A 23,346-nucleotide genomic window follows, 5' to 3' on the forward strand; every position below is an offset into this window, starting at 1 on the left:
CGACGCCGCAAGCGGCGCCGGCACACCGGTCGGTCAGTGGTGAAGCGCGAGGCCCATGTGGAGCTCGTCGTCGAGCGAAGGCGCCACGGGCGGTGCGTAGGCCGCGAGCGAATCGGCCGACGACGCCAGCGACAGCACCGTGGGAGACGCCTGCGCGCCCCCGAAGGCCGGCGGGAACGCGGCCTGCAGCAGCGCGTGCAGCGACTCGACGGCGCCGAAGCCCTGCAGCATGTCGGACAGCTGCAGCCCGCCCCACGCCGGGCTGTCGCCGAAGGGGAAATGCGGCGCATCGTGCGGTTGCTGTTGCTGCTCGATCGACACCGTCACTTCGTCGACGCCGGCCAGGCCCAGCGAGTCTGCCGAGGTGAAGAGCGCTGCCGCCCCCGCTGCAGGCGTGTAGTTGACGTGCAGCGTCTGCGTGGCCACGTTGCTCGCATCGCCGTCGCGGTCGACCACCTGGTAGCTGAGGGTCTCGTCGTAGTTGTGCGAGGAGGTGGTGCGCGGTGCCACCTGGTAGCTGAACTCGCCCGTGTCGAAGTCCACCACCAGCTTGCCGCCCTTGTCGGTGGCGATGGTGACCTGGTGCGTCGCCTGGTTGTAGCTGTAGTCGCTGCCGGTGGCCGGGCCGGTCTTCGTCATCAGGCCCGTGCTGCTGTCGAAGGTGTAGGTGGTGCCGTCGATGGTCAGCGTGGACACATGGCCGCCGTCGGCTCCGAAGCCCGACGAACCGCCGAGGCCGCCGGTCAGCAGGTTGCTGACCGTGGGCGGCACGCTGATCGTGCCTTGCAGCATGTCGTTCAGCTGGCTCGTGTCGGTGACGATCTTGCCGTTGGTGTTCGTGCCGGTGTTGCCGTTGTAGGCGATGGGGTCGATGATGCCCTGCGCCGCGGGCAAGAGGTCGGACCCGAGACCCAGTGCGAACGAGTTGATCTTGTTGTTGGTGAGGAAGGTCTTCCAGAGCGCTTCTTCCGCTGCCTGGATGCCGAAGTCGGCCGCGTTGCTGCCGTTGCTGTTGTTCCCGAGCTGGCCGGTGTTGCCGTCCCCCCGGGTCGGCTCGCCGTCCGTGAGGAAGTAGGACACGTTTTGGGCGCCCTGCAGCTTGCCATTGGCCTCGAAGCCGGTCATCGCCGTAGCCAGGGCGGCGTCGTAGTTGGTGCTGCCCCCGTCCTCCAGGCTCTGCACCAGCGTCTTGGCTTGGGCCGCCGTCATCCAGGCCTGTTGTGCCTGCCCGGTCGTGCTGAAGGTGACGAGTTGCACCCGCACATCGCCGTACATGTCGTAGCCGTCGATCAGGTTCTTGATGGCCTCCTTCGCACGCGAGAGCCGCGTCGGGTTCTCCTCGCCCATGCTCCCGGAGAGGTCCAGGATCACCATCAGGTTCGTGTTGATCGGTGCCACGTCGACGGACTGCTCGCCGTTCACGAGCACCGGCGCATCGTCCTTGACCGGCACGTTGAAGCCCACCGGCGCGCCGCTGAGCTGGCCATCGCTCACCACGGCCTCGAAGTGCAGGTTCGACACGCCCTCGCCGTTGCCCGTCGGGTGGTCGATCGGCGCCTTCAGCGTGACGGTGTAGCCCGCCTCGAACTGCCCCGCGCCTGTGGCGGTGACATTGCCCACGGCCACGGTCATCACCTGGGTGGTGACGCCGTCGACGGTGACGCTGCCCGTGAGCGTGTGCGTGCCCGCGTCCCAGGTCCACGACACCGGCTGGCCGCCGGAGGTGACGCCGGTCGGGCCGCTGAGCGACACCGACAGGTCGCCGGCCAGGCTGTCGGGGTCCGCGATGGAGATCTTGCCGGTCGATTGCAACGACGGCTCGCCCACCGCCGGAATGCCGCCGGGCAGGCTGCCTTCGGAGACGATGCCGGCGTCGGTCGCCGTGGCCGTCGGCGGGTCGTTCACCGGGTTGACGGTCACGGTCACCGTGCTGGTGGTCGTGCCGCCGTGGCCGTCACTCACCGTGACGGTGAAGCTGTCGGTGCCGTTGAAGTTGGCGTTGGGAACGTAGGTGTAGGTGCCGTTGGGGTTCACCGTCACCGTGCCGTTCGACGGGTTGCTGCCCTTCACGTAGGTGAGCGTGTCGCCGTCGACGTCGCTGCCGATGATCTGACCGCTGACCGGCGTGTCTTCGTCCGTGGTCTTGGTGTCGTCGGGAGCCTCTGGGGCCTCGTTGACGTTCTGCTCGTTGAGCGTGACGGGGATGTTCGTCGTGACGGTGCCGTCGCTCGCACCGACCACCAGCGCGTGCGCGTTGGCGCCAGCTTCGTAGTCGTTGACGAAGGCCGCTGCGCCTGCCGCCGTGAGGCTGATCGCGCCGGTGGCCGGATCGATCGCGAAGTAGCCGTTGTCGTTGCCCGAGAGGATGCTGTAGGTGACGGTTGCGCTGTCGATGTCGGTGGCGCGGACCGTACCCAGCACGGTGCCCGCTGTGCGGTTCTCGTCGTAGCCGAAGACGTAGCCGGTGGCTGAGTCCACCGGCGTGCCGCCGCCGTCGACGAACACCGGGGCGTCGTTGACGGGGTTGATGGTCACGGTGACGGTGCTGGTCGTCGTGCCGCCGTGGCCGTCGCTGACCGTGACGGTGAAGCTGTCGGTGCCGTTGAAGTCGGCGCTGGGCGTGTACGTGTAGGTGCCGTCGGCGTTGACGGTGACCGTGCCGTGCGACGGATCGCTGCCCTTGGCGTACGTCAGCGTGTCGCCGTCGACGTCGCTGCCGACCACTTGGCCGCTGACGGGCGTGTCTTCGTCCGTGGTCTTGGCGTAGTCGGGCACCGTCGGTGCGTCGTTGATGTTCTGCTCGTTGAGCGTGACGGGGATGGTGGTCGTGGCCGTGCCATCGGTCGCGCTGATCACCAGCGCGTGCGCGTTGGCACCTGCTTCGTAGTCGTTGACGAAGGCCGCAGCGCCTGCCGCCGTGAGGCTGATCGCGCCCGTGGTGGGGTCGATGGCGAAGTAGCCCTGATCGTTGCCCGAGAGGATGCTGTAGGTGACGTTCGCGCTGTCGACGTCGGTGGCTTGGACCGTGCCGAGCACGGTGCCTGCGGGGCGGTTCTCGTCGTAGCCGAAGACGTAGCCGGTGGCCGTGTCCACCGGCGTGCCGCCGCCGTCGACGAACACCGGGGCGTCGTTGACGGGGTCGATCGTCACGGTGACGGTGCTGGTGGTCGTGCCGCCATGGCCATCGCTCACGGTGACGGTGAACGTGTCGGTGCCGTTGAAGTTGGCGCTGGGGACGTAGGTGTACGTGCCGTCAGCGTTGACAGTCACCGTGCCGTGGGCTGGATCGCTGCCCTTCGTGTAGGTGAGCGTGTCGCCGTCGATGTCGCTGCCGACGACCTGGCCGCTGACGGGCGTGTCTTCGTCCGTGGTCTGCGCGTAGTTGGGCACCGTCGGCGCGTCGTTCACCGGATCGACGGTGACCGTGATGGTGCTGGTCGTCGTGCCGCCGTGGCCGTCGCTCACGGTGACGGTGAACGTGTCGGTACCGTTGAAGTTGGCGCCAGGGACGTAGGTGTACGTGCCGTCGGGATTGACCGTGACGGTGCCGTGCGCTGGATCGCTGCCCTTCGTATAGGTCAACGTGTCGCCGTCGACGTCGCTGCCGACGACCTGGCCGCTGACCGGCGTGTCTTCGTTCGTGGTCTCGGTGTAGTTGGGCGCCGTCGGCGCGTCGTTGACCGGGTTGACGGTCACGTTCACCGTGCTGGTGGTGGTGCCGCCGTGACCATCGCTCACCGTGACGGTGAAGCTGTCGGTGCCGTTGAAGTTGGCGCCGGGCACGTAGGTGTACGTGCCATCGGCGTTGACCGTGACAGTGCCGTGCGCTGGATCGCTGCCCTTGGTGTAGGTCAACGTGTCGCCATCGACGTCGCTGCCGACGACCTGACCGCTGACCGGCGTGTCTTCGTTCGTGGTCTCGGTGTAGTTGGGGACTGTCGGTGCATCGTTCACCGGATCGACCGTGACGGTGATGGTGCTGGTCGTCGTGCCGCCGTGGCCGTCGCTCACCGTGACGGTGAAGCTGTCCGTGCCGTGGAAGTTGGCACCAGGGACGTAGGTGTACGTGCCATCGGCATTGACGGTGACCGTGCCATGCGCCGGATCGCTGCCCTTGGTGTAGGTCAGCGTGTCGCCGTCAACGTCGCTGCCGACGACCTGACCGTTGACGGGCGTGTCTTCGTTCGTGGTCTCGGTGTAGTTGGGGACTGTCGGCGCATCGTTGACCGGATCGATCGTGACCGTGATGGTGCTAGTCGTCGTGCCGCCATGGCCATCGCTCACCGTGACGGTGAAGCTGTCGGTGCCGTGGAAGTTGGCACCAGGGACGTAGGTGTACGTGCCATCGGTGTTGACCGTGACCGTGCCGTGCGCTGGATCGCTGCCCTTCACGTAGGTCAGCGTGTCGCCATCGACGTCGCTGCCAACGACCTGGCCGCTCACGGGCGTGTCTTCATCTGTGGTCTTGGTGTAGTCAGGCACCGTCGGTGCATCGTTCACCGGGTCGACCGTCACGGTCACCGTGCTCGTCGTCGTACCGCCGTGACCATCGCTCACCGTTACCGTGAAGCTGTCCGTCCCATGGAAGTCCGGGTTCGGCGTGTAGGTGTATGTGCCATCCGGATTGACCGTGACAGAGCCGTTCGAAGGATTGCTGCCCTTGGTGTAGGTCAACGTGTCACCGTCAACATCGCTGCCGGTGACCTTGCCGTTGACGGGCGTGTCCTCGTTCGTGGTCTGGTTGTAGTTGGGCGCCGTGGGGGCATCGTTGACCGGATCGACGGTGACCGTGATGGTGCTCGTCGTCGTGCCGCCGTGGCCGTCACTGACCGTGACGGTGAACGTGTCGGTACCGTTGAAGTTCGGGTTCGGCGTGTACGTGTAGGTGCCGTCGGGGTTGACGACCACCGAGCCATTCGAGGGATTGCTGCCCTTCGTGTAGGTCAGCGCATCGCCGTCCACGTCAGCGCCCGTCACCTTGCCGTTGACCGGTGTGTCTTCGTTCGTGGTCTCGGTGTAGTTGGGCGCAGTCGGTGCGTCGTTGACCGGGTTGATGGTCACATTGACGGTGCTGGTGGTGGTGCCGCCGTGGCCGTCACTGACGGTGACCGTGAAGCTGTCGGTGCCGTTGAAGTTGGCGCCAGGGACGTAGGTGTACGTGCCATCGGGATTGACCGTGACCGTGCCGTGCGCTGGATCACTGCCTTTGGTGTACGTCAGCGTGTCGCCATCGACGTCGCTGCCAACGACCTGGCCGCTGACCGGCGTGTCTTCGTTCGTGGTCTGGTTGTAGTTGGGCGCCGTCGGTGCATCGTTCACCGGATCGACGGTGATCGTGATGGTGCTCGTCGTCGTGCCGCCGTGGCCGTCGCTCACCGTCACGGTGAAGCTGTCCGTGCCGTGGAAGTTGGCACCCGGGGTGTAGGTATAGGTGCCATCGGCATTGACCGTGACGGTGCCGTGCGCCGGGTCGCTGCCCTTCGCGTACGTGAGCGTGTCGCCATCCACGTCACTGCCGACGACCTTGCCGCTGACCGGCGTGTCTTCATTCGTGGTCTCGGTGTAGTTGGGCGCCGTCGGTGCGTCGTTGACCGGGTTGACGGTCACATTCACCGTACTGGTGGTCGTGCCACCGTGGCCGTCGCTCACCGTCACGGTGAAGCTGTCCGTGCCGTGGAAGTTCGCACCGGGGGTGTAGGTGTAGGTGCCGTCGGCGTTGACCGTGACGGTGCCATGTGCCGGGTCGCTTCCCTTCACGTACGTGAGCGTGTCGCCATCGACGTCGCTGCCAACGACTTTGCCGCTGACGGGCGTGTCTTCGTTCGTGGTCTTGGCGTAGTCGGGCACCGTGGGTACATCGTTCACCGGATCGACGGTGACCGTGATGGTGCTCGTCGTCGTGCCGCCGTGGCCATCGCTCACCGTCACGGTGAAGCTGTCCGTACCGTGGAAGTTGGCACCCGGGGTGTAGGTGTAGGTGCCGTCCGCGTTGACCGTGACGGTGCCATGTGCAGGGTCGCTGCCCTTCACGTACGTGAGCGTGTCGCCGTCCACGTCACTGCCAACCACCTTGCCGCTGACCGGCGTGTCTTCGTTCGTGGTCTCGGTGTAGTTGGGCGCCGTCGGCGCATCGTTCACCGGATCGACCGTCACCGTCACCGTGCTCGTCGTCGTCCCGCCATGGCCATCGCTCACCGTGACAGTGAAGCTGTCCGTCCCATGGAAGTCCGGGTTCGGCGTGTACGTGTACGTGCCGTCCGGGTTGACCGTGACCGTGCCGTGCGCCGGGTCGCTGCCCTTCGTGTAGGTCAGCGTGTCGCCGCTGTCGATGTCGCTGCCGGTCACGCGGCCGCTCACGGGCGTGTCTTCGGTCGTGGTCTCGGTGTAGTCGGGCGCGGTGGGCGCGTCGTTCACGGGCGAGACGGTCACGGGCACCGTGACGGTGGTGGTGCCGCCCTTGCCGTCGCTGACGGTCACCTCGAAGCTGTCGGGGCCTTCGTAGCCGGGCTTGGGCGTGTAGACGAACTGGCCGGTGGACGGATCGACGGTGACGGTGCCGTGCTCGGGGCCCTTGGCGACGGTGTAGGTCAGCGTGTCACGGTCCGGGTCGGTCGCGTGCACTTGTCCGGTCACGGGCTTGTCCTGATCGGTGACGACAGGGTCGGCCTTGCCTTCGGGGCCGCGGTTCTGCGCGGGAAGCAACGGCGGGATGAAGGCCGGGCCGCCACCACCACCGCCGCCGCCACCGCTCGCGGCGGCACCGACGCCCAGCACGCCGAGCGCGCCCAGCAGCCAGCCCGGCACGCCGTCGGGCAGCAAGGCGCCGCCGGCGTCGTTCCATTCGATCTCGGTGAAGTGGAAGTCTTTCCAGGGCGCGGTGTACTGGCCCCACCACTGCACGCCGGCGCCGTCTTCGAGCACGAGGTCGTTGCGGCCGGCGTCGGGGTACTCGGCGAAGAAGCCGCGCACGGCGACTTCCTGGCCGTCGCGCAGCACGAGCACGAGGTCGTCGCCGCGGCGCTCGAACTTGAGCACGCTCTCGGGCGCGATCTTCAGCGTGACGATCGACGGGCGATCCAGAACCAGAGGGGCTTCCGCCGTCGCTTTGCGGGATGACGCGCCACCAGACTTGTAAACAGCTTCCATGATTGGTCTTTCTCCTTGACTCCGGACCTCGGGCGAGCCTTCGCTTTCAGCGAACAGCCCGGGTCGCACGTTGGGAAATCTCGAAGGCCGCGGGTGGCTCTCGAGGACTCGCCGGCGCGACCCGGTGTGCGGGTCACGCAGGCTTGCGCTTGCATGGGGCGGGATTCTTGGTTCGGGGGGGTGTCCGGACTTTTGCCGGAGAGGCCGTGGCGTTTGCCGTGGCGTACAACTGTTCACAAACGTGTGTGAATGTCGAATACTTCACACGATTGGCGAAAGAAAATCAGCAATTCGCAAGTTGGGAAAGCGAGCGCTGGCGGTCTTTTGGCTTACGGGCTTTTGCCGGAGCGTCCAATTCTTTTGATGGACGGAATCGGCCCGGCTATTTCCTGCAATACCGGGCAGGCCCTGTCCAGCCCCCCGTTTTCCCTCTGACAGACCCCCTCGCCGCGGCACCTTTTTTAAGGCCTCGGGCGGCAATGGCGGGCGGATCGATCAGGAATGAAGACCGGTCATTGGATGAATTTGCATTTCTTGTGACAATGATTACCAAATTAATTTCTTGGTTACATTGTTTCGGCCACAGGGCGTTCCAACGCGGTGCCGGCGCCCCCTCTTTCCATGTCCTATTGGTCACCTCCGGAGCCCCGGAGAGCTCATCTGCTGGTTGTCGACGACAACGTTGACGAACTCAAGCTCTTGCTGGAAACGCTGCGGGGCACCGGCTACCGCATCACGCTCGCCTTCGACGCGATGGAGGGCTACCGGCGGGCGACGACGCTGCAGATGGACCTGGTGCTGCTGGACGTGCGCCTGGGCGGCACCGACGGGTTTGCCGCCTGCCGCCTGCTGAAGGCCGACCCGGCCACGGCGGACATTCCGGTGATCTTCGTGACCTCGTCGGCCAGCCTGGAAGAGCGCCTGACGGGCCTGCGCGCCGGTGCGGTCGACTACATCGTGAAGCCCTTCGACCCGGCCGAGGTGATGGCCCGTGTCGAGATTCACCTGGCGCTGGCGGAATCCCGCAGGGCGCGCACCGCCCCTGCCCCGCAGCCGGCGCCCCCGCCCGACAGCCCCGCCGCGAACGACGGTGGCGCGCCGGGCTCGGGCATGGACCGCGCGCTCATGCAGGCGGCCGAGCGGCTGATACTGGCCGACCTGAGCCGCGTGCTGCCGCTGCGCGAGCTGGCGGCGCGCGTGGGCACGCACGAGAAGCGCCTGTCGCGCGTGTTCAAGGAACTGACGAACCGCACGGTGTTCGAGTTCGTGCGCGAAGCGCGGCTGCACGAGGCGCAGCGCCTGCTGCTCGAATCGGCCATGCGCATCGAGGAGATCGCCGCGGCGGTGGGGTTCTCGAGCGCCGCGAATTTCGCGACGGCGTTTCGCGAGTACTTCGACTGCACGCCCTCGGCCTGCCGCCAGGCCGGTGTCGAACGTTCCGGCACCTGACGCGCGATGCATCCGGTGCGCACACGCCCCTGGTGGGCAAGCGGTCTGCTGCTCGGCCTGGCCTTGTGGTTGTGGGGCTTCGCGGCCAGCGCGGCGGAAGCCGTCAGGTTCAGCGCGCTGACCCGGGGCAACGTTGCCGTCGAACAGACCATCGAAGTGCTGGAAGACCCCACGGCCCGCCTGTCGGCGCGCGAGGTGCTCGCCTTGCCCAGCGGCGGTGCGAACGGGTTCGTGCCCGCCACGCCCGACCAGCTGATGCGCGGGTTCTCGACCTCGGCGGTCTGGCTGCGCCTGTCGCTGGTCAACGATGCGCAGGAAGTGCGCACGGCGCGGTTCGGGCTCAACGTGACGTGGCTGCGGCATGTCGACTTTCATCTGCTGCGCACGCGCAATGGCCAACCCGCATGGACGCACGCGCAGGCCGGCGTGTCCGACCCGATGGACAGCACGCACCGCCACGACCGCATTCCGCAGTTGCAGATCGACCTGCAGCCGGGCGAGTCGGTGCAGGTGCTGGTGCGCGTGATGAGCACGGGCCAGATCAAGCTGGTGCTGGAGCTGCACACCGACGAGGCGTGGCACCACATCGAACGCAACCATGCGCTGCTCAGCGGCCTGCTGATCGGCGGGCTGCTGGCCTTCGCGGTGTACTCGGCGGCGCTGTGGTGGATTTCGCGCGCGCCGATGCTCGCGTTCCAGGCGGGGAGCTTTGCATTGCTGGCGCTGTACGAGGCCACCTACCGGGGCTATGCGCGCATCGCGCTGTGGCCCGACAGCACCGTCTGGAGCTACCGCGGCCACAGCGTGATGGTGGCGGCCACGGCGCTGTGCCTGCTGCTGTACTTTCACGAGCGCGGCCGCCAGAGCCCGGTGCGCGTGCCGGGGCGCCCGCTGCTGTTCGCGCTGGCCGGTGTCGAGATCGTCGTGCTGCTGGGCACCCTGCTCGGTCCCTACGCGACCTTCGCGGCCATCGGCATCGTGAACGCGCCGCTGATCGTGCTCGCGCTGACGGTCTGCACCTTCATCTACCAGCGGCGCGCCGGGCCGGGCGGGCGGCTGTCGCTGATGGTGATGCTCGTGATCTGCGTGGGCGCGCTGATGCGCATGTCGGCGCTGATATTCGCGGAGCGCTCGATGTCCGACTTCGACCACTATGCGCTGGCCTTCCCGGGCATGCTGGTGGGCGCGTTCGCGATCACGGCGTGGTCGTTCCAGGAGACGCGCCAGCGCAATGCGGCGCAGCAGACGCTGCTGCAGTGGCAGGCCCAGGAGCAGCAGCGGCTCGAAGAAGAAGTGGTGCGCAAGACCCGCGCCCTGAGCGAGGCGCTGGGCCAGGCCGAGCAGCGCACGCGCGAACAGAAGGAACTGCTGGCCTACATCAGCCACGACCTGCGCGCGCCGGTGGCCACCATCCTGGGCAACCTGAAGCTGATGCAGGACGGCAGCGACACGCCCGCGCCCGCGCGGCTCGCCACCATCGAGCGCAGCGCGGCCTACCAGCTGGAGCTGATCGATGACCTGGTCGACTACGCCAAGGGCGAGCTGGCGCCGCTGGCCGTCGAGGCGCAGCCGGTGCAACTGCGCACGCTGGTCGACAACGTCGCGCAGTACGCGCACGCGCTCGCGCAGCGCCAGCACAACAGCTTCGAACTGACGATCGACGGCGAGCTGCCGGCCCTGGTCCGCCTGGACGGCAAGCGGCTGCAGCAGGTGGTGCTGAACCTGCTGTCGAACGCGGCCAGGTTCACGCGCAACGGCGCCATCGGGCTGCGCCTGCAGGCGCAACCGAGCGACGGCGCGTGGCAGCTGCATTTCGAGGTGACCGACAGCGGCACGGGCATCGACGCCGACACGCTCGAGCGCATGACGCGCCTGCTGGCCGACAACGCGCCCAGCATGGCGGGCGGCGGCCTCGGGCTGGTGATTGCGCAGCGCATCGTGCAGCGGATGGGCGGGCGGCTCGCCATTCACAGCGGCATGGGCTCGGGGACGCGGGTGGTGTTCTCGCTGTCGACCGAGCCGGCGCCTTCGTCGGACGCGCCTGCACCGCCGCCATCGGAACCCATCGCCGCGCCGCGCCCGCGCGCCAGGCCCCGGGCGCGCGGCCGGCTGCTGCCGGTGTTGACGCCGCTGTCGCCGGCGCAGAAGGACGAACTCGAAGTGCTTGCCCGCGACGGCCGCTGGAGCGACCTGCACGAGTGGGTGAACCGGCTGGCCACGGAGGCGCACAGCCAGCCGATGGTGCTGACGCTTCGCCAGGCGCTGGACCGGCTGGATTTCGAGCAGATCCGGTTGATTGCGCGCGCGGCGCCTTTGCGTCCGCTGTAGCCCGCTCTCGCCCGAAGGAGCCCCCCAGCCAGAACCCATGCGACCGGCAGGGTCGCCCGATGGGTGGGCTTTCGCTTTCTATTTCGATATATCTAGAATAGTCTCGACCCACTCAAGAAAGCCACCCCCATGCGCCACCTTCACCACGCTCCGCACCACCATCACCACCGCCACGCCCCGCGCGGCGAACACGAAGACGGCCTGGCCGGCGGCGGCCGCGGGATGCGCGGCGGACGCGGCGGCGGCGCGGGCCGGGTGTTCGGCCACGGCGGTCTGCGCTTCGTGCTGTTGCAGCTCATTGCCGACAAGCCCTCGCACGGCTACGAGCTCATCAAGGCCATCGAAGACCGCCTGGGCGGCACCTACGCGCCGAGCCCCGGCGTGGTCTACCCCACGCTCACGCTGCTGGAAGAGCTGGGTTATTTGAGCGTGGAAACCGCCGACGTCGGCGGTCGCAAGCGCTACAGCATCACGCCGAGCGGCCAGGAGTTCCTGGCCGCCAACCGCGAGACGGCCGACGCCATGATGGCCCGCATGGCGGGCGGCGTGGACGGCGCCGGCCCGCGCGCCGGACGGCCCCCGCAAGTCACCCGCGCCATCGAGAACCTCAAGCTCGCGATGCGCCTGCGCCTCGGCGGCGCCCCCCTCACCGAACAACAAGCCCACGAATTCGCCGCGGTGCTCGACAGCGCCGCACAACAGCTCGAACGCATCTGAACCCATCTCTGCAAATGACCGACTTCACCACCACTGCTTCTTCTTCCAACACGCCCGACCGCACGCCCCGCCGCGTGCGCCACGAACTGCGTTTTCGCCAACTCACGGTGAAGACCGTGCAGCGCGTGACGCCGCACCTGATCCGCATCACGCTGACCGGCGACGCGCTCGAAGGCTTCACGAGCCCCGGCTTCGACGACCACGCGAAGCTGTTCTTTCCCGATGCCGCCACCGGCCAGCTCACGCTGCCGACCGCCGGCCCCGACGGCCCGGTGTGGCCCGAAGGCGGGCGCCCCGCCATGCGCGACTACACGCCGCGCCGCCACGACGCACAAGCCAACACGCTGGAGATCGACTTCGCGCTGCACGACGCCGGCCCCGCCACGCAGTGGGCCGAGCAGGCCAAGCCCGGCGACATCGTCGGCGTGGGCGGCCCGCGCGGCTCGTTCATCGTGCCGACCGAATTCGACTGGCACCTGCTGATCGGCGACGACACCGCCCTGCCCGCCATCTCGCGCCGCCTGGCCGAACTGCCGGCCGGTGCGCGCGTGGTGGTGCTGGCGGAAGTCGACAGCGCAGCCGACGAGATTCCTTTCGAAACGCAGGCCGAGCTCACGCTGCGCTGGGCGCACCGCCAGGGCGCCGCGCCGGGCCTGAGCCCGGTGCTGGTCGACACGCTGAAAGCGATGACGCTGCCGGCCGGCGACTTCCATGCGTGGGTGGGCTGCGAATCGGCGATCGCGAAGGCGCTGCGTGCGCACCTCGTGGGCGAGCGCGGCGCGAACCCGAAGTGGGTTCGGGCCTCGGGTTACTGGCGTCGCGGTGCCGTGGCGACGCACGACACGCACGACGAGTGAAACGCGGCGCAGGCGTCTAACGACGGCGCCTGGGGCTCGTCGTAGAACCAAGCACATCGGACGATTTCCGCCTCCAGTGCCTAGATTCGATGTGCCCAGTCAAGAGCGAAAGGCTGGCCCGCACCAGCCTTGATCAGGGCTTGCGCGCCTTCAAACGCTCCAACCCGAAGTTTTCTTGAAAGGCCATGCTTCGAATTTCCTGAGAAGCAATGGCCGCAGATGTTTCGCGCAGCCCAACATCGAGACACGTGACGTTGCCTGGAACCATGCATGTGTTCGTCTTGAGCGCCACATACTTGGCTTCGCCGGCGCGGATCGAAATGTCCATTTCGACAGGCTTCTTCAGCATGTCCCACGCCCACTCCAGGCGCAGCTTGTGGCTGCCTGGCGGCAGCGCAGCCCAGGAATAGCCCCCGGTATCCAGATTGAAGACATTGACACCATCCACATAGAAATATGCAGATCGAGCGCCCGAAGCGAACGCCTCTTCACGGTAAACGTAGACAACGCCGTCTTCCGGCTTGATGTTCTCCGCGGGTCGGAAAGTCGGCCCCCTCGCATTGGCACAGCCTGCCAACAAAACTGCCGTCAGCACGTACGCGAGTGCTCTTTTTCTGCGCATGTCTTCCCCCCTGTTGAACATCGGCTGATCCTATCTCGGCACCTCGGAGCCAGGAAGCGATCTGGCATCCAGGATGCTTCAACGCAACGTCAGCCGATGACAAGTCGCTTCAGCTTGGCAAGCCTCGCGTCAAAGCCAGCCGACACGCCTGAACCGGTAGTACAGGTACCCGCAGGTGCTGACGATCAGCCCCAGCGCCATCGCATACCCATAGCGGAATTTCAGCTCCGGCATGTGCTCGAAGTTCATGCCCCAGATGCCCGCGAAGGCGGTGCACACCGCGAAGATGCTGGCCCAGGCGGCGAGCCGCTTGGTCACTTCGCTCTCTTCGATGGTGACCATCGAGAGGTTCACCTGCACCGCCGTGGCGATGGTGTCGCGCACCGCATCGATCGAGCCGTTGATGCGCACCAGGTGGTCGCCCACATCGCGGAAATACTCCTGCGTGCCCACGCAGATTTGCGGCACGCGCCCGCCGTGCAGCTTGCCCGCCGCCTCCACCAGCGGCGCCACCGCGCGCTTGAGGATGAGGCTGCGGCGCTTCAGGTCGTACAGCTGCTTGATCTTGTCGCGCGCCGCGCCGCCCTGCGCAAAGATCTGCTGCTCGATGGATTCGAGTTCCACTTCGAGCGCGTCGATCACCGGAAAGTAGCGGTCGACCACCGCGTCCATCAGCGCATAGAGCACGAAGCCCGCGCCGTTGCGCAGCAGGTCGGGCTCGCGCTCGCAGCGCTCGCGCACGCCCAGGAAGCCCTGCTGGCTGCGGTTGCGCACCGACAGCACGTAGTTGCGGCCGACGAACACGTTGACCTCGCCCACGTTCACGCTGTGCCCGCTCTCGCCCTCGGTGTCGGTCGAGGGCTCGACCAGGTGCATCACGACGAACAGCGAGTCGCCGTACTCCTCCACCTTGGGCCGCTGGTGGCCGTGCTGGGCGTCTTCGACGGCCAGCGGGTGCAGGTCGAACTCGTCCTGCATCTGGGCCAGCTCTTCGGGCGTGGCGTCGCTCAGCGCCACCCAGACGAAGCAGCCGGCGCGGGAGATGTAGTCGCTGATGTCCTCGACGGGAATGTCGGCGAGCTTGGCGCCGTTTTCATAGGCCACGCAGTTGATCAGCATCGGGACGTTTCCCTCTTCGAACTTGGAATGAACTCAGGCCGCCGCATCGGAGGGTGCGGTCGCGGCCAGGCGGGCCGTGTCGGCCAGCGAGGCCTCGATGGCCTGCGTCTCGCGCGCGAGCAGGGCCAGCCCCTGGTCGGCGAACGCGCGGTGGCTGGCCACGTCGGCCCACAGGCTCGCCGCGGCTTCGGCACACGTCAGCGACGTGAAGCGGATGCGGCCCTTGGCCAGCGCGACGAAGCGCTGCTCGCGCAGCGGATCGGCCCGGTCCCAGGCGCCGCCGATGAGCACGCGCTTGCCGCGCTTGATGCGCGGTTCGCGCTCGGCGAAGAAAGGCAGCTTGGCGCCGAACCAGCCCGGCAGGCCGGTGTTCAGCGCGGTGTCGAAAGCCGAAGGCGCGGCGTTCGCCTTGGCAAATTCGCGCAGCGTGCCGAGCTGGTAGAGCGCCGGGTCCTTGGCGCCGCCCGTGCCCTCGACGGGCCGGATCACGGTCGGGCCGCTGTTGCCCGCGCCCGGTCGCCCTTCAGGCCGTTTCGACTTGCGCAGGTCCGCCAACTGGGCCGGCGACATGCACAGATACAGCGCCGCGAGGTCAGCGGGCAGGGTGGCGGTGTCCGGGAGCGCGTCCGCTGCAGGGCCTTTGATTTCATCCGACGGGGCCATGGGCGCCTTTGTTCTTCACGCGGGGTTTGCGCCGGGGGATTTTAGGAGCGGCGGTGCAGGCCGCCCGGCCGCGTCAGTGCTCGGGGCCGCCCTGCCCCTGCGGCTCGGGCGCCGGGGCCGGCAGCCATTGCAGCTCGTCCGGCAGGTACGGCCGCGACCAGCTCATGCCGTCCAGCCGCACGCGCAGCGTGAGCCCCCGCACGGTGGTCACGGTGCCGGGCTGCCCGTGCACCAGCACCCTGGCGCCCTTGCGGGCAGGCACATGAAATCGTTTCCGGATGTCCTCGTAGCTCACTGGGGTCTCCATCGATGAAGGTCGCGTGCGCCCGCGTAGTCATGCGCATGCGCATGACTACGCACGGGGGAAGCGTCTGGATTCAAGAACGGCCAAGAAGCGCGTGCGGCGGGGCGCCGCGCATGGAACAGGCCACATGGTGGATCTGCGCTGGATCCCCACAAAGTTCACGGTCATCGGGCCCGGCATGGTGCCACGCGACGCGACAACCCCCGGCGCTTCTCGACAATGCCGACCCGAGCCAGAAGCACACGACCGCCCGGCGACCCCTCTCAGGAAGAACAGGCCATGAAGACCGACACCGCCATCCGCCACGTCACCCCGCCGAGCACCAACCTCTTTCTGGAACTGGGTTTTGCGCCGGCCAAGGCCCGGCGCCTGCAGGTCGCATCGCACAAACAGATCATCAAAGCGCGGGTCGAAATGCTCAGCCGCATCGGCAAGCCGGTCACGTTGACCGTCGGCTGATCCCCGTCCGCCCGTCCCCGATAATCGCCCGAGTGAAAACGACGACTGCCCACCCCGCCCCCTCCTCCAGCGACTTCTCCGGGCACACGCCCATGATGGCGCAGTACCTGGGCCTCAAAGCCGACCATCCGGACACCCTGCTGTTCTACCGGATGGGCGACTTCTACGAACTGTTCTGGGCCGACGCCGAAAAGGCCTCGCGCCTGCTCGACATCACGCTCACCCAGCGCGGCCAGTCGGCCGGGCAGCCGGTGCTGATGTGCGGCGTACCCTTCCACTCGGTCGACACCTACCTCGCGCGGCTCATCAAGCTGGGCGAATCCGTGGCCATCTGCGAGCAGGTGGGCGAGGTCGGTGCCAGCAAGGGGCCGGTCGAGCGCAAGGTGGTGCGGGTGGTCACGCCCGGCACGCTGACCGACTCGGAACTGCTCAACGACAAGAGCGATTCGCTGCTGCTCGCCGTGCATGCGGGCACGCGCAATTTCTGCGGCCTCGCCTGGCTCAGCGTGACGGGCGCCGAGCTGCGGCTGGCCGAGTGCCCGGCCGATGCGCTCGAAGCCTGGATCGCGCGCATCGCACCGAGCGAGCTGCTGTACAGCGCCGAGGTCACGCCCGCCTTCGAGCAGCGCCTGAAGGCCGCGCGCGCGGCCGTGCCGTTCACGCTGTCGCTGCGTCCGGCCTGGCAGTTCGACCCCGGTCTGGGCGAGCGCAAGCTCAGCGAGCAGATGGGCAGCCACAGCCTCGCGGCCTGGAACGCCGAATCGCTGGGCAACGCGCACGCCGCCGCCGCCGCGCTGCTGGGCTATGCCGAGCACACGCAGGGCCGCGCGCTGTCGCACGTGCAGCGGCTGTCGGTGGAACGCGACGGCGACCTGATCGAGCTGCCGCCCACCACGCGCCGCAACCTGGAGCTGGTGCAGACGCTGCGCGGCGAAGACGCGCCCACGATGTTCTCGCTGCTCGACACCTGCATGACGGGCATGGGCAGCCGCCTGCTCAAGCGCTGGCTGCTCTCGCCGCGCCGCGACCGCAGCGAAGCCCAGGGCCGGCTCGACGCCATCGGCGCGCTGCAGTCCCCCGGGCCCGGCGCCACCGCCGCGCCCTGGCGCACGCTGCGCGAGCAGCTGAAGAACACGAGCGACGTGGAACGCATCGCGGCGCGCATCGCGCTGCGCCAGGTGCGCCCGCGCGAACTGGTGGCGCTGCAGCTCGCGCTGTCGAAGGCCGAGCAGCTGGCACCGCTGCTGCCGGGCGCCGCCGCGTTGCTGGCGCAGATCACCGAACGCCTGGCACCGCCGCCCGGCTGCGCGGACCTGTTGGTGCGCGCGATCAAGCCCGATCCGTCGGCGCTGGTGCGCGACGGCGGCGTGATCGCCACGGGCCACGACGCCGAGCTCGACGAGCTGCGCGAGATCAGCGAGAACTGCGACGACTTCCTGCTCAAGCTCGAGATCAGCGAGCGCGAGCGCACCGGCATCAGCAACCTGCGCGTGCAGTTCAACCGCGTGCACGGCTTCTACATCGAGGTGACGCAAAGCGCGCTCTCGAAGGTGCCCGACAACTACCGCCGTCGCCAGACGCTGAAGAACGCCGAGCGCTTCATCACGCCCGAGCTCAAGGCCTTCGAAGACAAGGCGCTGAGCGCGCAAGACCGCGCGCTGGCGCGCGAGAAGTGGCTGTACGAGCAGTTGCTCGACGCGCTGCAGCCCTCGGTGCCCGCGCTCACGCAGCTGGCCGGCGGCATTGCCGCGCTCGACGCGCTGTGCGCGCTGGCCGAGCGCTCGCACACGCTGAACTGGCGCGCGCCGACCTTCGTGTCGCACCCGTGCATCGAGATCCAGCAGGGCCGCCACCCGGTGGTGGAGGCGCGGCTGGCCGAGAAGTCGTCGGGCGGCTTCATCGCCAACGACACGCAGATGGGGCCGCAGCAGCGCATGCAGATCATCACCGGCCCGAACATGGGCGGTAAGTCGACCTACATGCGGCAGGTGGCGATCGTGGTGCTGCTGGCCTCCATCGGCTCGCACGTGCCGGCCACGGCCTGCCGGCTCGGGCCGATCGACGCGATCCACACGCGCATCGGCGCGGCCGACGACCTGGCCAACGCGCAGTCGACCTTCATGCTCGAGATGACCGAGGCCGCGCAGATTCTGCACAGCGCCACGGCGCAGTCGCTGGTGCTGATGGACGAGATCGGCCGCGGCACCAGCACCTTCGACGGCCTGGCGCTGGCGGCCGGCATCGCGGCGCAGCTGCATGACCGCAGCAAGGCCTTCACGCTGTTCGCCACGCACTACTTCGAGCTCACCGAGTTCCCGGCCACGCACCACGGCGCCGTGAACATGCACGTGAGCGCGACCGAGTCGGGCCGCGACATCGTGTTCCTGCACGAGATGCAGCCCGGCCCGGCCAGCAAGAGCTACGGCATCCAGGTGGCGCGCCTGGCGGGCATGCCCGCGGCGGTGGTCAACCACGCGCGGCAGGCGCTCGACGCGCTCGAATCTCAGCATGCGCAAACGCGTGCCCAGGTCGACCTGTTCGCGCCGCCGCCGGCCACCGAAACCCCCATGGCCAGCGCCGTAGAATCCGCGCTGGCTGCCCTCGACCCGGACACCATGAGCCCGCGCGAAGCCCTCGACGCGCTCTATGCCCTCCAGAAACTGAACGCACGTGAACGCAGTACCGCATGAGCGGGCCCAGTTCCTGCAAGGCGAACCCATGACTTATTGCGTAGGCATCAAACTCAACGCCGGCCTGGTGTTTCTCTCCGACTCGCGCACGAACGCGGGGGTCGACCACATCAGCACCTTCCGCAAGATGATCGTCTACGAGCAGCCGGGCGACCGCGTCATGGTGCTGCTGTCGTCGGGCAACCTGAGCATCTCGCAGTCGGTGCGCGAAATTTTGCAGATCGAAGAGCTGCGCGAAACGCGCGAAGACGGCACGCAGGGCGAACCCATCACCATCTGGAACGCCAAGAGCATGTTCGACGCCGCGCGCGTGCTGGGCTCGGCCGTGCGCCATGTGTACGACCGCGACGCCGAGGCGCTCAAGCATGCGGGCCTGGACTTCAACGTGTCGTTCATCTTCGGCGGGCAGGTCAAGGGCGAAGGCATGCGCCTGTTCCTGGTCTACGCCGCGGGCAACTTCATCGAAGCCACCACCGAGACGCCCTACTTCCAGGTCGGCGAGTCGAAGTACGGCAAGCCCGTGCTCGACCGCGTGCTCACGCCCGAGACGCCGCTGGACGAAGCCGCCAAGTGCGCGCTGGTGTCGATGGACTCGACCATGAAGTCGAACCTGTCGGTCGGCCTGCCGCTGGACCTGGTGGTGTATGAGGCCAACAAGCTCGAGACCGACCGCGTGATCTGCATCGACGCCGACAACCCCTACTACCGCATGATGCACAACAGCTGGGGCCAGAAGCTGCGCGAGGTATTCGACAGCATCGAAGACCCGGTGTGGGACGACAGCGCCACCGAACACCCGCTGCGGATGCCGGCCACGCGCCACAGCCCGCTGCGCAAGATCTCCACGCCCGACGAAAAGCTCATCTGAATCTGTCCGTGCCTCCTGTCATTTTTTCGCACGGCAACAGCTTTCCGGCGAGCACCTACCGCGTCGTTCTCGACAGCCTTCGCAGCCGGGGCTTCGAGGTCGACGGCATCGAGAAATTCGGGCACGACCCGAAGTACCCCGTCACCGACAACTGGCCGCACCTGGTGCAGCAGCTGGCCGACTTCGCCAAGCTGCGCGCCGACCGCGCGGGCGGCCCGGTGTTCCTCATCGGCCATTCGCTGGGCGGTTTCCTGAGCCTGATGTGCGCGGCGCGCCACCCCGAGCTGGCGCGCGGCGTGCTGCTGATCGACTCGCCGATCCTCGGCGGCTGGCGCGCGAACACGCTCAACGTGGTCAAGCGCACGCCGCTCATGAAGAGCATTTCGCCCGGCGCCGTGAGCCGCAAGCGCAAGAACAGCTGGGAGCACCGCGAGGCGGTGTTCGAGCACTTCCGCAGCAAGAAGGCGTTCGCGAAGTGGGACGAGCAGGTGCTGCACGACTACATCGACCACGGCACCTTCGACAGCGAAGACACGCGCTCGCTGAGCTTCGACCGCGACGTGGAAACCGCCATCTACAACACCCTGCCCCACACGCTGGGCGGGCTGCTGCGCCGCCATCCGCTGAAGTGCAAGGTGGCCTTCATCGGCGGACGCCAGTCGGTCGAGATGAAGCAGGTGGGCATGGCGATGACCGAGCAGGTCACCAAGGGCCGCATCACCATGCTCGACGGCAGTCACCTGTTCCCGATGGAAAAGCCGCTGGCCACGGCGGCGGCCATCGAGGCCTCGCTGCGCAACCTGATGTAGGTGGTGTTCAGGCGGTGCGGCAGGCGACCGCGTCGCCGACGCGCAGCACACCGCCACGCAGCACCCGCGCCGTCACGCCGCCATGCCCGCGCATGGCGTTGTAGCCACCGGCGCCGAGCAGCTCTTCCATGCGCGAGCAGGGCTCGCAGGGCCCGGTGATCTCGAGCAGCACCTCGGGCCCGAGCGCCAGCACCAGCGGCTGGTCGCGAAACAGCGAGCGCGCCGCCAGCAGGTTGAGGCCCGACACCACGAGGTTGCGGCGCAGCAGCCCCGCGTCGACACCCGCCACGCGCTGCGCGAGCGCCGCGACAACCGGCAGATGCTCCGCCTGCATCAGCGTGACCTGCCGCTTGCCACCGCCGCGCCCGGCACTGTTGCGGTCACCGGCCAGGCCCAGCCCTTCGATGGCCTGAACCTCCTGCACCGATTCGACAGGCGTGCGCCGCGCGGGGCGCAGCAGGATGGCGTCGAGCCGGCCGGGGTGCGGAAACTGCCGGGTCAGGGCGTGGAGGTCGGACATGCGCTGCATTGTCCACGCGGACTTTTTTTTGCGTACCGCTGTCGGCCCGCCGCATACTGGCGCGTCCTTGGGGTTGAACCTGCCTTCTTCGAAGCGACACGCACCGCGCCGACGATGACCACCACCGAGCTGAGCTGGATCGCCACCACGCTGACCGCCGCGCGCCCGCGCGCGGTGGCCGCGCTGCTGCGCTACTTCCGCGACCTGGACACGGCCGAGGAAGGCTTCCAGGAAGCCAGCCTGCGCGCGCTGCGGCACTGGCCCGAGCACGGGCCACCCGACGATCCGCTGGCGTGGCTGATCCTCGTGGGGCGCAACGCGGCGCTCGACGAGCTGCGGCGGCGCGACCGGCACGATCCGCTGCCCGAAGAGGACGACGGCGACGCGGACATGGCCCTCGACCCCGACCTCGCCGAACAGCTCGACCAGTCGCACTACCGCGACGACGTGCTGCGCCTGCTCTTCGTGTGCTGCCACCCCGCGCTGCCGCTCGCGCAGCAGATCGCGCTCGCGCTGCGCATCGTCTCGGGGCTGTCGGTGCCGGAGATCGCGCGCGCCTTCCTGGTCGGCGAGCGCGCCATGGAACAGCGCATCACGCGCGCCAAGCAGCGCGTGGCCGCGGCCGGCCTGCCCTTCGATGCGCCCGGCGCGCGCGAACGCGGCGAGCGGCTGGCGGCCGTGGGCGCGGTGGTCTACCTGCTGTTCAACGAAGGCTACGCGGCCAGCGGCGGCACGGCCCATGTGCGCGTGGCACTGTGCGAAGAGGCGATCCGCCTCGCGCGCCTGCTGTGCGACCTGTTCCCCGACGAGCCGGAGACCACCGGCCTGTGCGCCCTGCTGCTGTTGCAGCACGCGCGCGCCGATGCGCGGCTCGACGCCGGCGGCATGGTCGTGCTGCTCGAGGACCAGGACCGCACGCGCTGGCACCGCGCGGCGATCGACGAAGGCCTGGCCCTGCTCGACGCCGCGCTGCGCCAGCGCCGCATCGGGCCGTACCAGCTGCAGGCGGCCATTGCGGCCACGCACGCGCGGGCCGCATGCGCCGCCGACACCGACTGGGCCGAGATCGACCGGCTCTACGCCGGGCTCGAACGGCTGCAGCCTTCGCCCGTGGTCACGCTCAACCGCGCGGTGGCCGTGGCCAAGGTGCGCGGGCCCGAGGCGGCGCTGGCGATGGTCGATACGCTGACGGAACCGCTGTCGGCGTACTTCCACTTCCACGGCCTGCGCGGCGGGCTGCTGATGCAGCTGGACCGCGGCGACGAAGCGCGCCGCGCCTTTGCCGACGCGCTCGCGCTGGCCCGCACCGCCGCCGAGGCCGCGCACATCCGCCTGCTGCTCGACCGTCTCGGTGCGGGCGCCTCTTCCGACTCCCTTCAAGCAAAGGACGCACGATGCTCTATTCCATCCTGATCTACGGTTCCGAAGCTGCGGCGGCCGGCTGGGCGCCCGAGGTCGAAGACGAGATGCTCGAGCGCCACACCGACCTGCGCGACGAGCTGCAGGCCGCCGGCCGCCTCGGCACCGTGCTGCGCCTGATGCCCGACACCGCCACCACCGTGCGGCACGCCGGCGCCGCGCACCCGCTGGTGACCGACGGGCCGTTCGCCGAGACGAAGGAGCAGCTGATGGGCATCTACATCGTCGAGTGCGAGTCGCTCGAAGAGGCGCGGCATGCGGCGCGGCGGCTGGACTTCGAGGGCGGCGTGTTCGAGATCCGCCCGGTGACCTGGTACGACCCGGGCGTGATCGCGCCGCGCATCCCGCAGGTCTGAAAAAAACTCCACTGCGCTGTCGGATCAGCTGGGCCTGCGCCGTCCTTGGAACGAGCGCCCGCATGTCGCGGGTCGCCATTCACGCCAAGGAGAAGCTCTCATGCCCTCGAATGTCCAGTCCTTGCAAGACCGCTGCGCCGTGATCCACGGCGGCAGCGGTGCCCTCGGCGGCGCCGTCGCCCGCGCCTTTGCACGCGAAGGCGCCCGCGTGTTCATCACCGGCCGCAACCGCGACAAGCTCGACGCGGTGGTGCGAGACATCACCCAAGCCGGCGGCCGCGCGCAGGCTGCGGTGGTCGATGCGCTGGACGAAGCCGCGATGCTGCGCCACGCGGCCGAGGTCGCCGAGCAGGCCGGCGGCATCGACCTCGCATTCAACGCGGTCGGCGTCTTCCACGTGCAGGGCCGGCCGCTGGCCGAGTTGTCGCTGGAGGACTTCTTCCTCCCCATCCACGCCTACACGCGCAGCAACTTCCTCACCGCCAAGGCCGTGGCACCGCACATGGCGGCGCGCGGCGGCGGCGTGATCCTGTCGGTGTCGACGCCCGCCTCGCGCCTACCCGGCCCCGGGTACCTCGGGCATGCCGTGGCCTGCGCCGGCGTGGAGGGGCTCGCGCGCCACATGGCGGGCGAGCTGGCGGCCTTTCGCATCCGGACCACCTGCATCCGCTCGCACGCGATTCCCGAGGCGGTGGCCGCGGGCTCGCACAGCGGCGAGGTGTTTCGCCCGGCGGCCGAGCGCATGGGCCTCACGGTCGAGCAGATGCTGGCCGCGCGGCCCGAGGGGCTGCTGGTCGAACGCCTGCCCTCGCTGGACCAGCTCGCGGGCACCGCGGTGTTCCTGGCCTCGCCGCTGGCCGGGGCCATGACGGGCGCAATAGTCAACCTGAGCGGAGGGGTCATCCTCGATTAGGGTTGTGGTCGCTCTGAATTAACATCAAGATACAAATAGGAACTTTAGAAACAGTCGTTTCATTTAAGAAAAAACGTTGCACCACGTACACCACGGCTCAAAAATGT

17 protein-coding genes are annotated in these 23,346 nt (G+C 68.3%); 11 read left to right on the forward strand and 6 right to left on the reverse strand.

All coding sequences use genetic code 11. The annotated features are described in order from the left end of the window. Positions 1–33 precede the first annotated feature (33 nt). A complete protein-coding gene (locus tag AC1RAD_RS18355; RefSeq protein WP_492736443.1) occupies positions 34–7,146 on the reverse strand; it encodes a tandem-95 repeat protein in 7,113 nt (2,370 codons plus the stop codon). A 621-nt stretch (positions 7,147–7,767) separates the two neighbouring features. Here AC1RAD_RS18355 and AC1RAD_RS18360 point away from each other — a divergent pair. The 4 genes from AC1RAD_RS18360 to AC1RAD_RS18375 all read left to right on the forward strand — a co-directional run bounded on the left by AC1RAD_RS18360 (position 7,768) and on the right by AC1RAD_RS18375 (position 12,497). Then, complete coding sequence (locus tag AC1RAD_RS18360; protein ID WP_070062643.1) at positions 7,768–8,595, forward strand: response regulator transcription factor; 828 nt, start codon at positions 7,768–7,770, stop codon at positions 8,593–8,595. 6 nt (positions 8,596–8,601) lie between these two features. Further along, positions 8,602–10,923 carry a sensor histidine kinase gene (locus AC1RAD_RS18365; protein WP_492736444.1) on the forward strand — a complete coding sequence of 774 codons (2,322 nt, stop codon included), beginning with the start codon at positions 8,602–8,604 and terminating at the stop codon, positions 10,921–10,923. Between the two features lie 129 nt (positions 10,924–11,052). Next, the gene (locus tag AC1RAD_RS18370) at positions 11,053–11,640 is read left to right on the forward strand and encodes a PadR family transcriptional regulator (RefSeq protein WP_062474958.1); all 588 of its coding nucleotides are present in this window, start codon (positions 11,053–11,055) and stop codon (positions 11,638–11,640) included. A 14-nt stretch (positions 11,641–11,654) separates the two neighbouring features. Beyond that, positions 11,655–12,497, forward strand: a complete 843-nt coding sequence (locus AC1RAD_RS18375) for a siderophore-interacting protein (protein WP_492736446.1) — start codon at positions 11,655–11,657, stop codon at positions 12,495–12,497. Positions 12,498–12,630: 133 nt separating this feature from the next. On the opposite strand, the gene AC1RAD_RS18380 is transcribed toward AC1RAD_RS18375, so the two are convergent. From AC1RAD_RS18380 to AC1RAD_RS18395, 4 genes are all read right to left on the reverse strand, one after another. Continuing rightward, positions 12,631–13,092, reverse strand: coding sequence for a DUF2846 domain-containing protein (locus tag AC1RAD_RS18380; protein ID WP_172438357.1), 462 nt, complete (start codon positions 13,090–13,092; stop codon positions 12,631–12,633). A 156-nt stretch (positions 13,093–13,248) separates the two neighbouring features. Continuing rightward, positions 13,249–14,238, reverse strand: a complete 990-nt coding sequence (locus AC1RAD_RS18385; protein WP_492736448.1) for a magnesium and cobalt transport protein CorA — start codon at positions 14,236–14,238, stop codon at positions 13,249–13,251. A gap of 33 nt (positions 14,239–14,271) precedes the next feature. After that, entirely contained in the window at positions 14,272–14,901 is a 630-nt protein-coding gene (locus tag AC1RAD_RS18390; RefSeq protein ID WP_492736450.1) for a hypothetical protein, read from the reverse strand. A 73-nt stretch (positions 14,902–14,974) separates the two neighbouring features. Further along, positions 14,975–15,208: a polysaccharide deacetylase gene (locus AC1RAD_RS18395; protein ID WP_095948895.1), complete on the reverse strand. Its 234-nt coding sequence runs from the start codon at positions 15,206–15,208 to the stop codon at positions 14,975–14,977. Between the two features lie 276 nt (positions 15,209–15,484). On the opposite strand from AC1RAD_RS18395, the gene AC1RAD_RS18400 reads away from it, so the two are divergent. From AC1RAD_RS18400 to AC1RAD_RS18415, 4 genes are read left to right on the forward strand one after another with little or no spacing between them, the layout of a single operon-like run. Next, a complete protein-coding gene (locus AC1RAD_RS18400; protein ID WP_492736452.1) occupies positions 15,485–15,664 on the forward strand; it encodes a hypothetical protein in 180 nt (59 codons plus the stop codon). Between the two features lie 32 nt (positions 15,665–15,696). After that, entirely contained in the window at positions 15,697–18,354 is a 2,658-nt protein-coding gene (gene mutS, locus AC1RAD_RS18405) for a DNA mismatch repair protein MutS (protein WP_492736454.1), read from the forward strand. Between the two features lie 28 nt (positions 18,355–18,382). Continuing rightward, entirely contained in the window at positions 18,383–19,222 is an 840-nt protein-coding gene (locus AC1RAD_RS18410; protein WP_062474940.1) for a proteasome-type protease, read from the forward strand. A gap of 2 nt (positions 19,223–19,224) precedes the next feature. Beyond that, positions 19,225–20,031, forward strand: coding sequence for an alpha/beta fold hydrolase (locus AC1RAD_RS18415; protein ID WP_492736962.1), 807 nt, complete (start codon positions 19,225–19,227; stop codon positions 20,029–20,031). Between the two features lie 7 nt (positions 20,032–20,038). On the opposite strand, the gene AC1RAD_RS18420 is transcribed toward AC1RAD_RS18415, so the two are convergent. Continuing rightward, a complete protein-coding gene (locus tag AC1RAD_RS18420; protein WP_492736456.1) occupies positions 20,039–20,551 on the reverse strand; it encodes an MOSC domain-containing protein in 513 nt (170 codons plus the stop codon). A gap of 114 nt (positions 20,552–20,665) precedes the next feature. Here AC1RAD_RS18420 and AC1RAD_RS18425 point away from each other — a divergent pair, with 114 nt between their 5' ends. The 3 genes from AC1RAD_RS18425 (at position 20,666) to AC1RAD_RS18435 (ending at position 23,239) form a co-directional block, all read left to right on the forward strand. Continuing rightward, positions 20,666–21,964 carry an RNA polymerase sigma factor gene (locus AC1RAD_RS18425; protein WP_492736458.1) on the forward strand — a complete coding sequence of 433 codons (1,299 nt, stop codon included), beginning with the start codon at positions 20,666–20,668 and terminating at the stop codon, positions 21,962–21,964. Next, entirely contained in the window at positions 21,946–22,326 is a 381-nt protein-coding gene (locus AC1RAD_RS18430) for a YciI family protein (RefSeq protein ID WP_062474928.1), read from the forward strand. Before AC1RAD_RS18425 ends, AC1RAD_RS18430 begins: the two co-directional genes overlap by 19 nt. Before the next feature lie 100 nt (positions 22,327–22,426). After that, positions 22,427–23,239, forward strand: coding sequence for an SDR family NAD(P)-dependent oxidoreductase (locus AC1RAD_RS18435; RefSeq protein ID WP_492736459.1), 813 nt, complete (start codon positions 22,427–22,429; stop codon positions 23,237–23,239). Positions 23,240–23,346: the final 107 nt, after the last annotated feature.

Source organism: Variovorax sp. GW823-FHT04B03, from assembly GCF_058796495.1.

Excerpts from the sequence above, each read along its gene's own strand:
- AC1RAD_RS18420 (WP_492736456.1), bottom strand. The coding sequence starts at position 20,551 with ATGTCCGACCTCCACGCCCTGACCCGGCAGTTTCCGCACCCCGGCCGG.
- AC1RAD_RS18400 (WP_492736452.1), top strand. The coding sequence starts at position 15,485 with ATGAAGACCGACACCGCCATCCGCCACGTCACCCCGCCGAGCACCAAC.
- AC1RAD_RS18360 (WP_070062643.1), top strand. The coding sequence starts at position 7,768 with ATGTCCTATTGGTCACCTCCGGAGCCCCGGAGAGCTCATCTGCTGGTT.
- AC1RAD_RS18375 (WP_492736446.1), top strand. The coding sequence starts at position 11,655 with ATGACCGACTTCACCACCACTGCTTCTTCTTCCAACACGCCCGACCGC.
- AC1RAD_RS18390 (WP_492736450.1), bottom strand. The coding sequence starts at position 14,901 with ATGGCCCCGTCGGATGAAATCAAAGGCCCTGCAGCGGACGCGCTCCCG.
- AC1RAD_RS18385 (WP_492736448.1), bottom strand. The coding sequence starts at position 14,238 with ATGCTGATCAACTGCGTGGCCTATGAAAACGGCGCCAAGCTCGCCGAC.
- AC1RAD_RS18435 (WP_492736459.1), top strand. The coding sequence starts at position 22,427 with ATGCCCTCGAATGTCCAGTCCTTGCAAGACCGCTGCGCCGTGATCCAC.
- AC1RAD_RS18395 (WP_095948895.1), bottom strand. The coding sequence starts at position 15,208 with ATGGAGACCCCAGTGAGCTACGAGGACATCCGGAAACGATTTCATGTG.
- AC1RAD_RS18425 (WP_492736458.1), top strand. The coding sequence starts at position 20,666 with ATGACCACCACCGAGCTGAGCTGGATCGCCACCACGCTGACCGCCGCG.
- AC1RAD_RS18370 (WP_062474958.1), top strand. The coding sequence starts at position 11,053 with ATGCGCCACCTTCACCACGCTCCGCACCACCATCACCACCGCCACGCC.
- AC1RAD_RS18355 (WP_492736443.1), bottom strand. The coding sequence starts at position 7,146 with ATGGAAGCTGTTTACAAGTCTGGTGGCGCGTCATCCCGCAAAGCGACG.
- AC1RAD_RS18430 (WP_062474928.1), top strand. The coding sequence starts at position 21,946 with ATGCTCTATTCCATCCTGATCTACGGTTCCGAAGCTGCGGCGGCCGGC.
- AC1RAD_RS18410 (WP_062474940.1), top strand. The coding sequence starts at position 18,383 with ATGACTTATTGCGTAGGCATCAAACTCAACGCCGGCCTGGTGTTTCTC.
- AC1RAD_RS18365 (WP_492736444.1), top strand. The coding sequence starts at position 8,602 with ATGCATCCGGTGCGCACACGCCCCTGGTGGGCAAGCGGTCTGCTGCTC.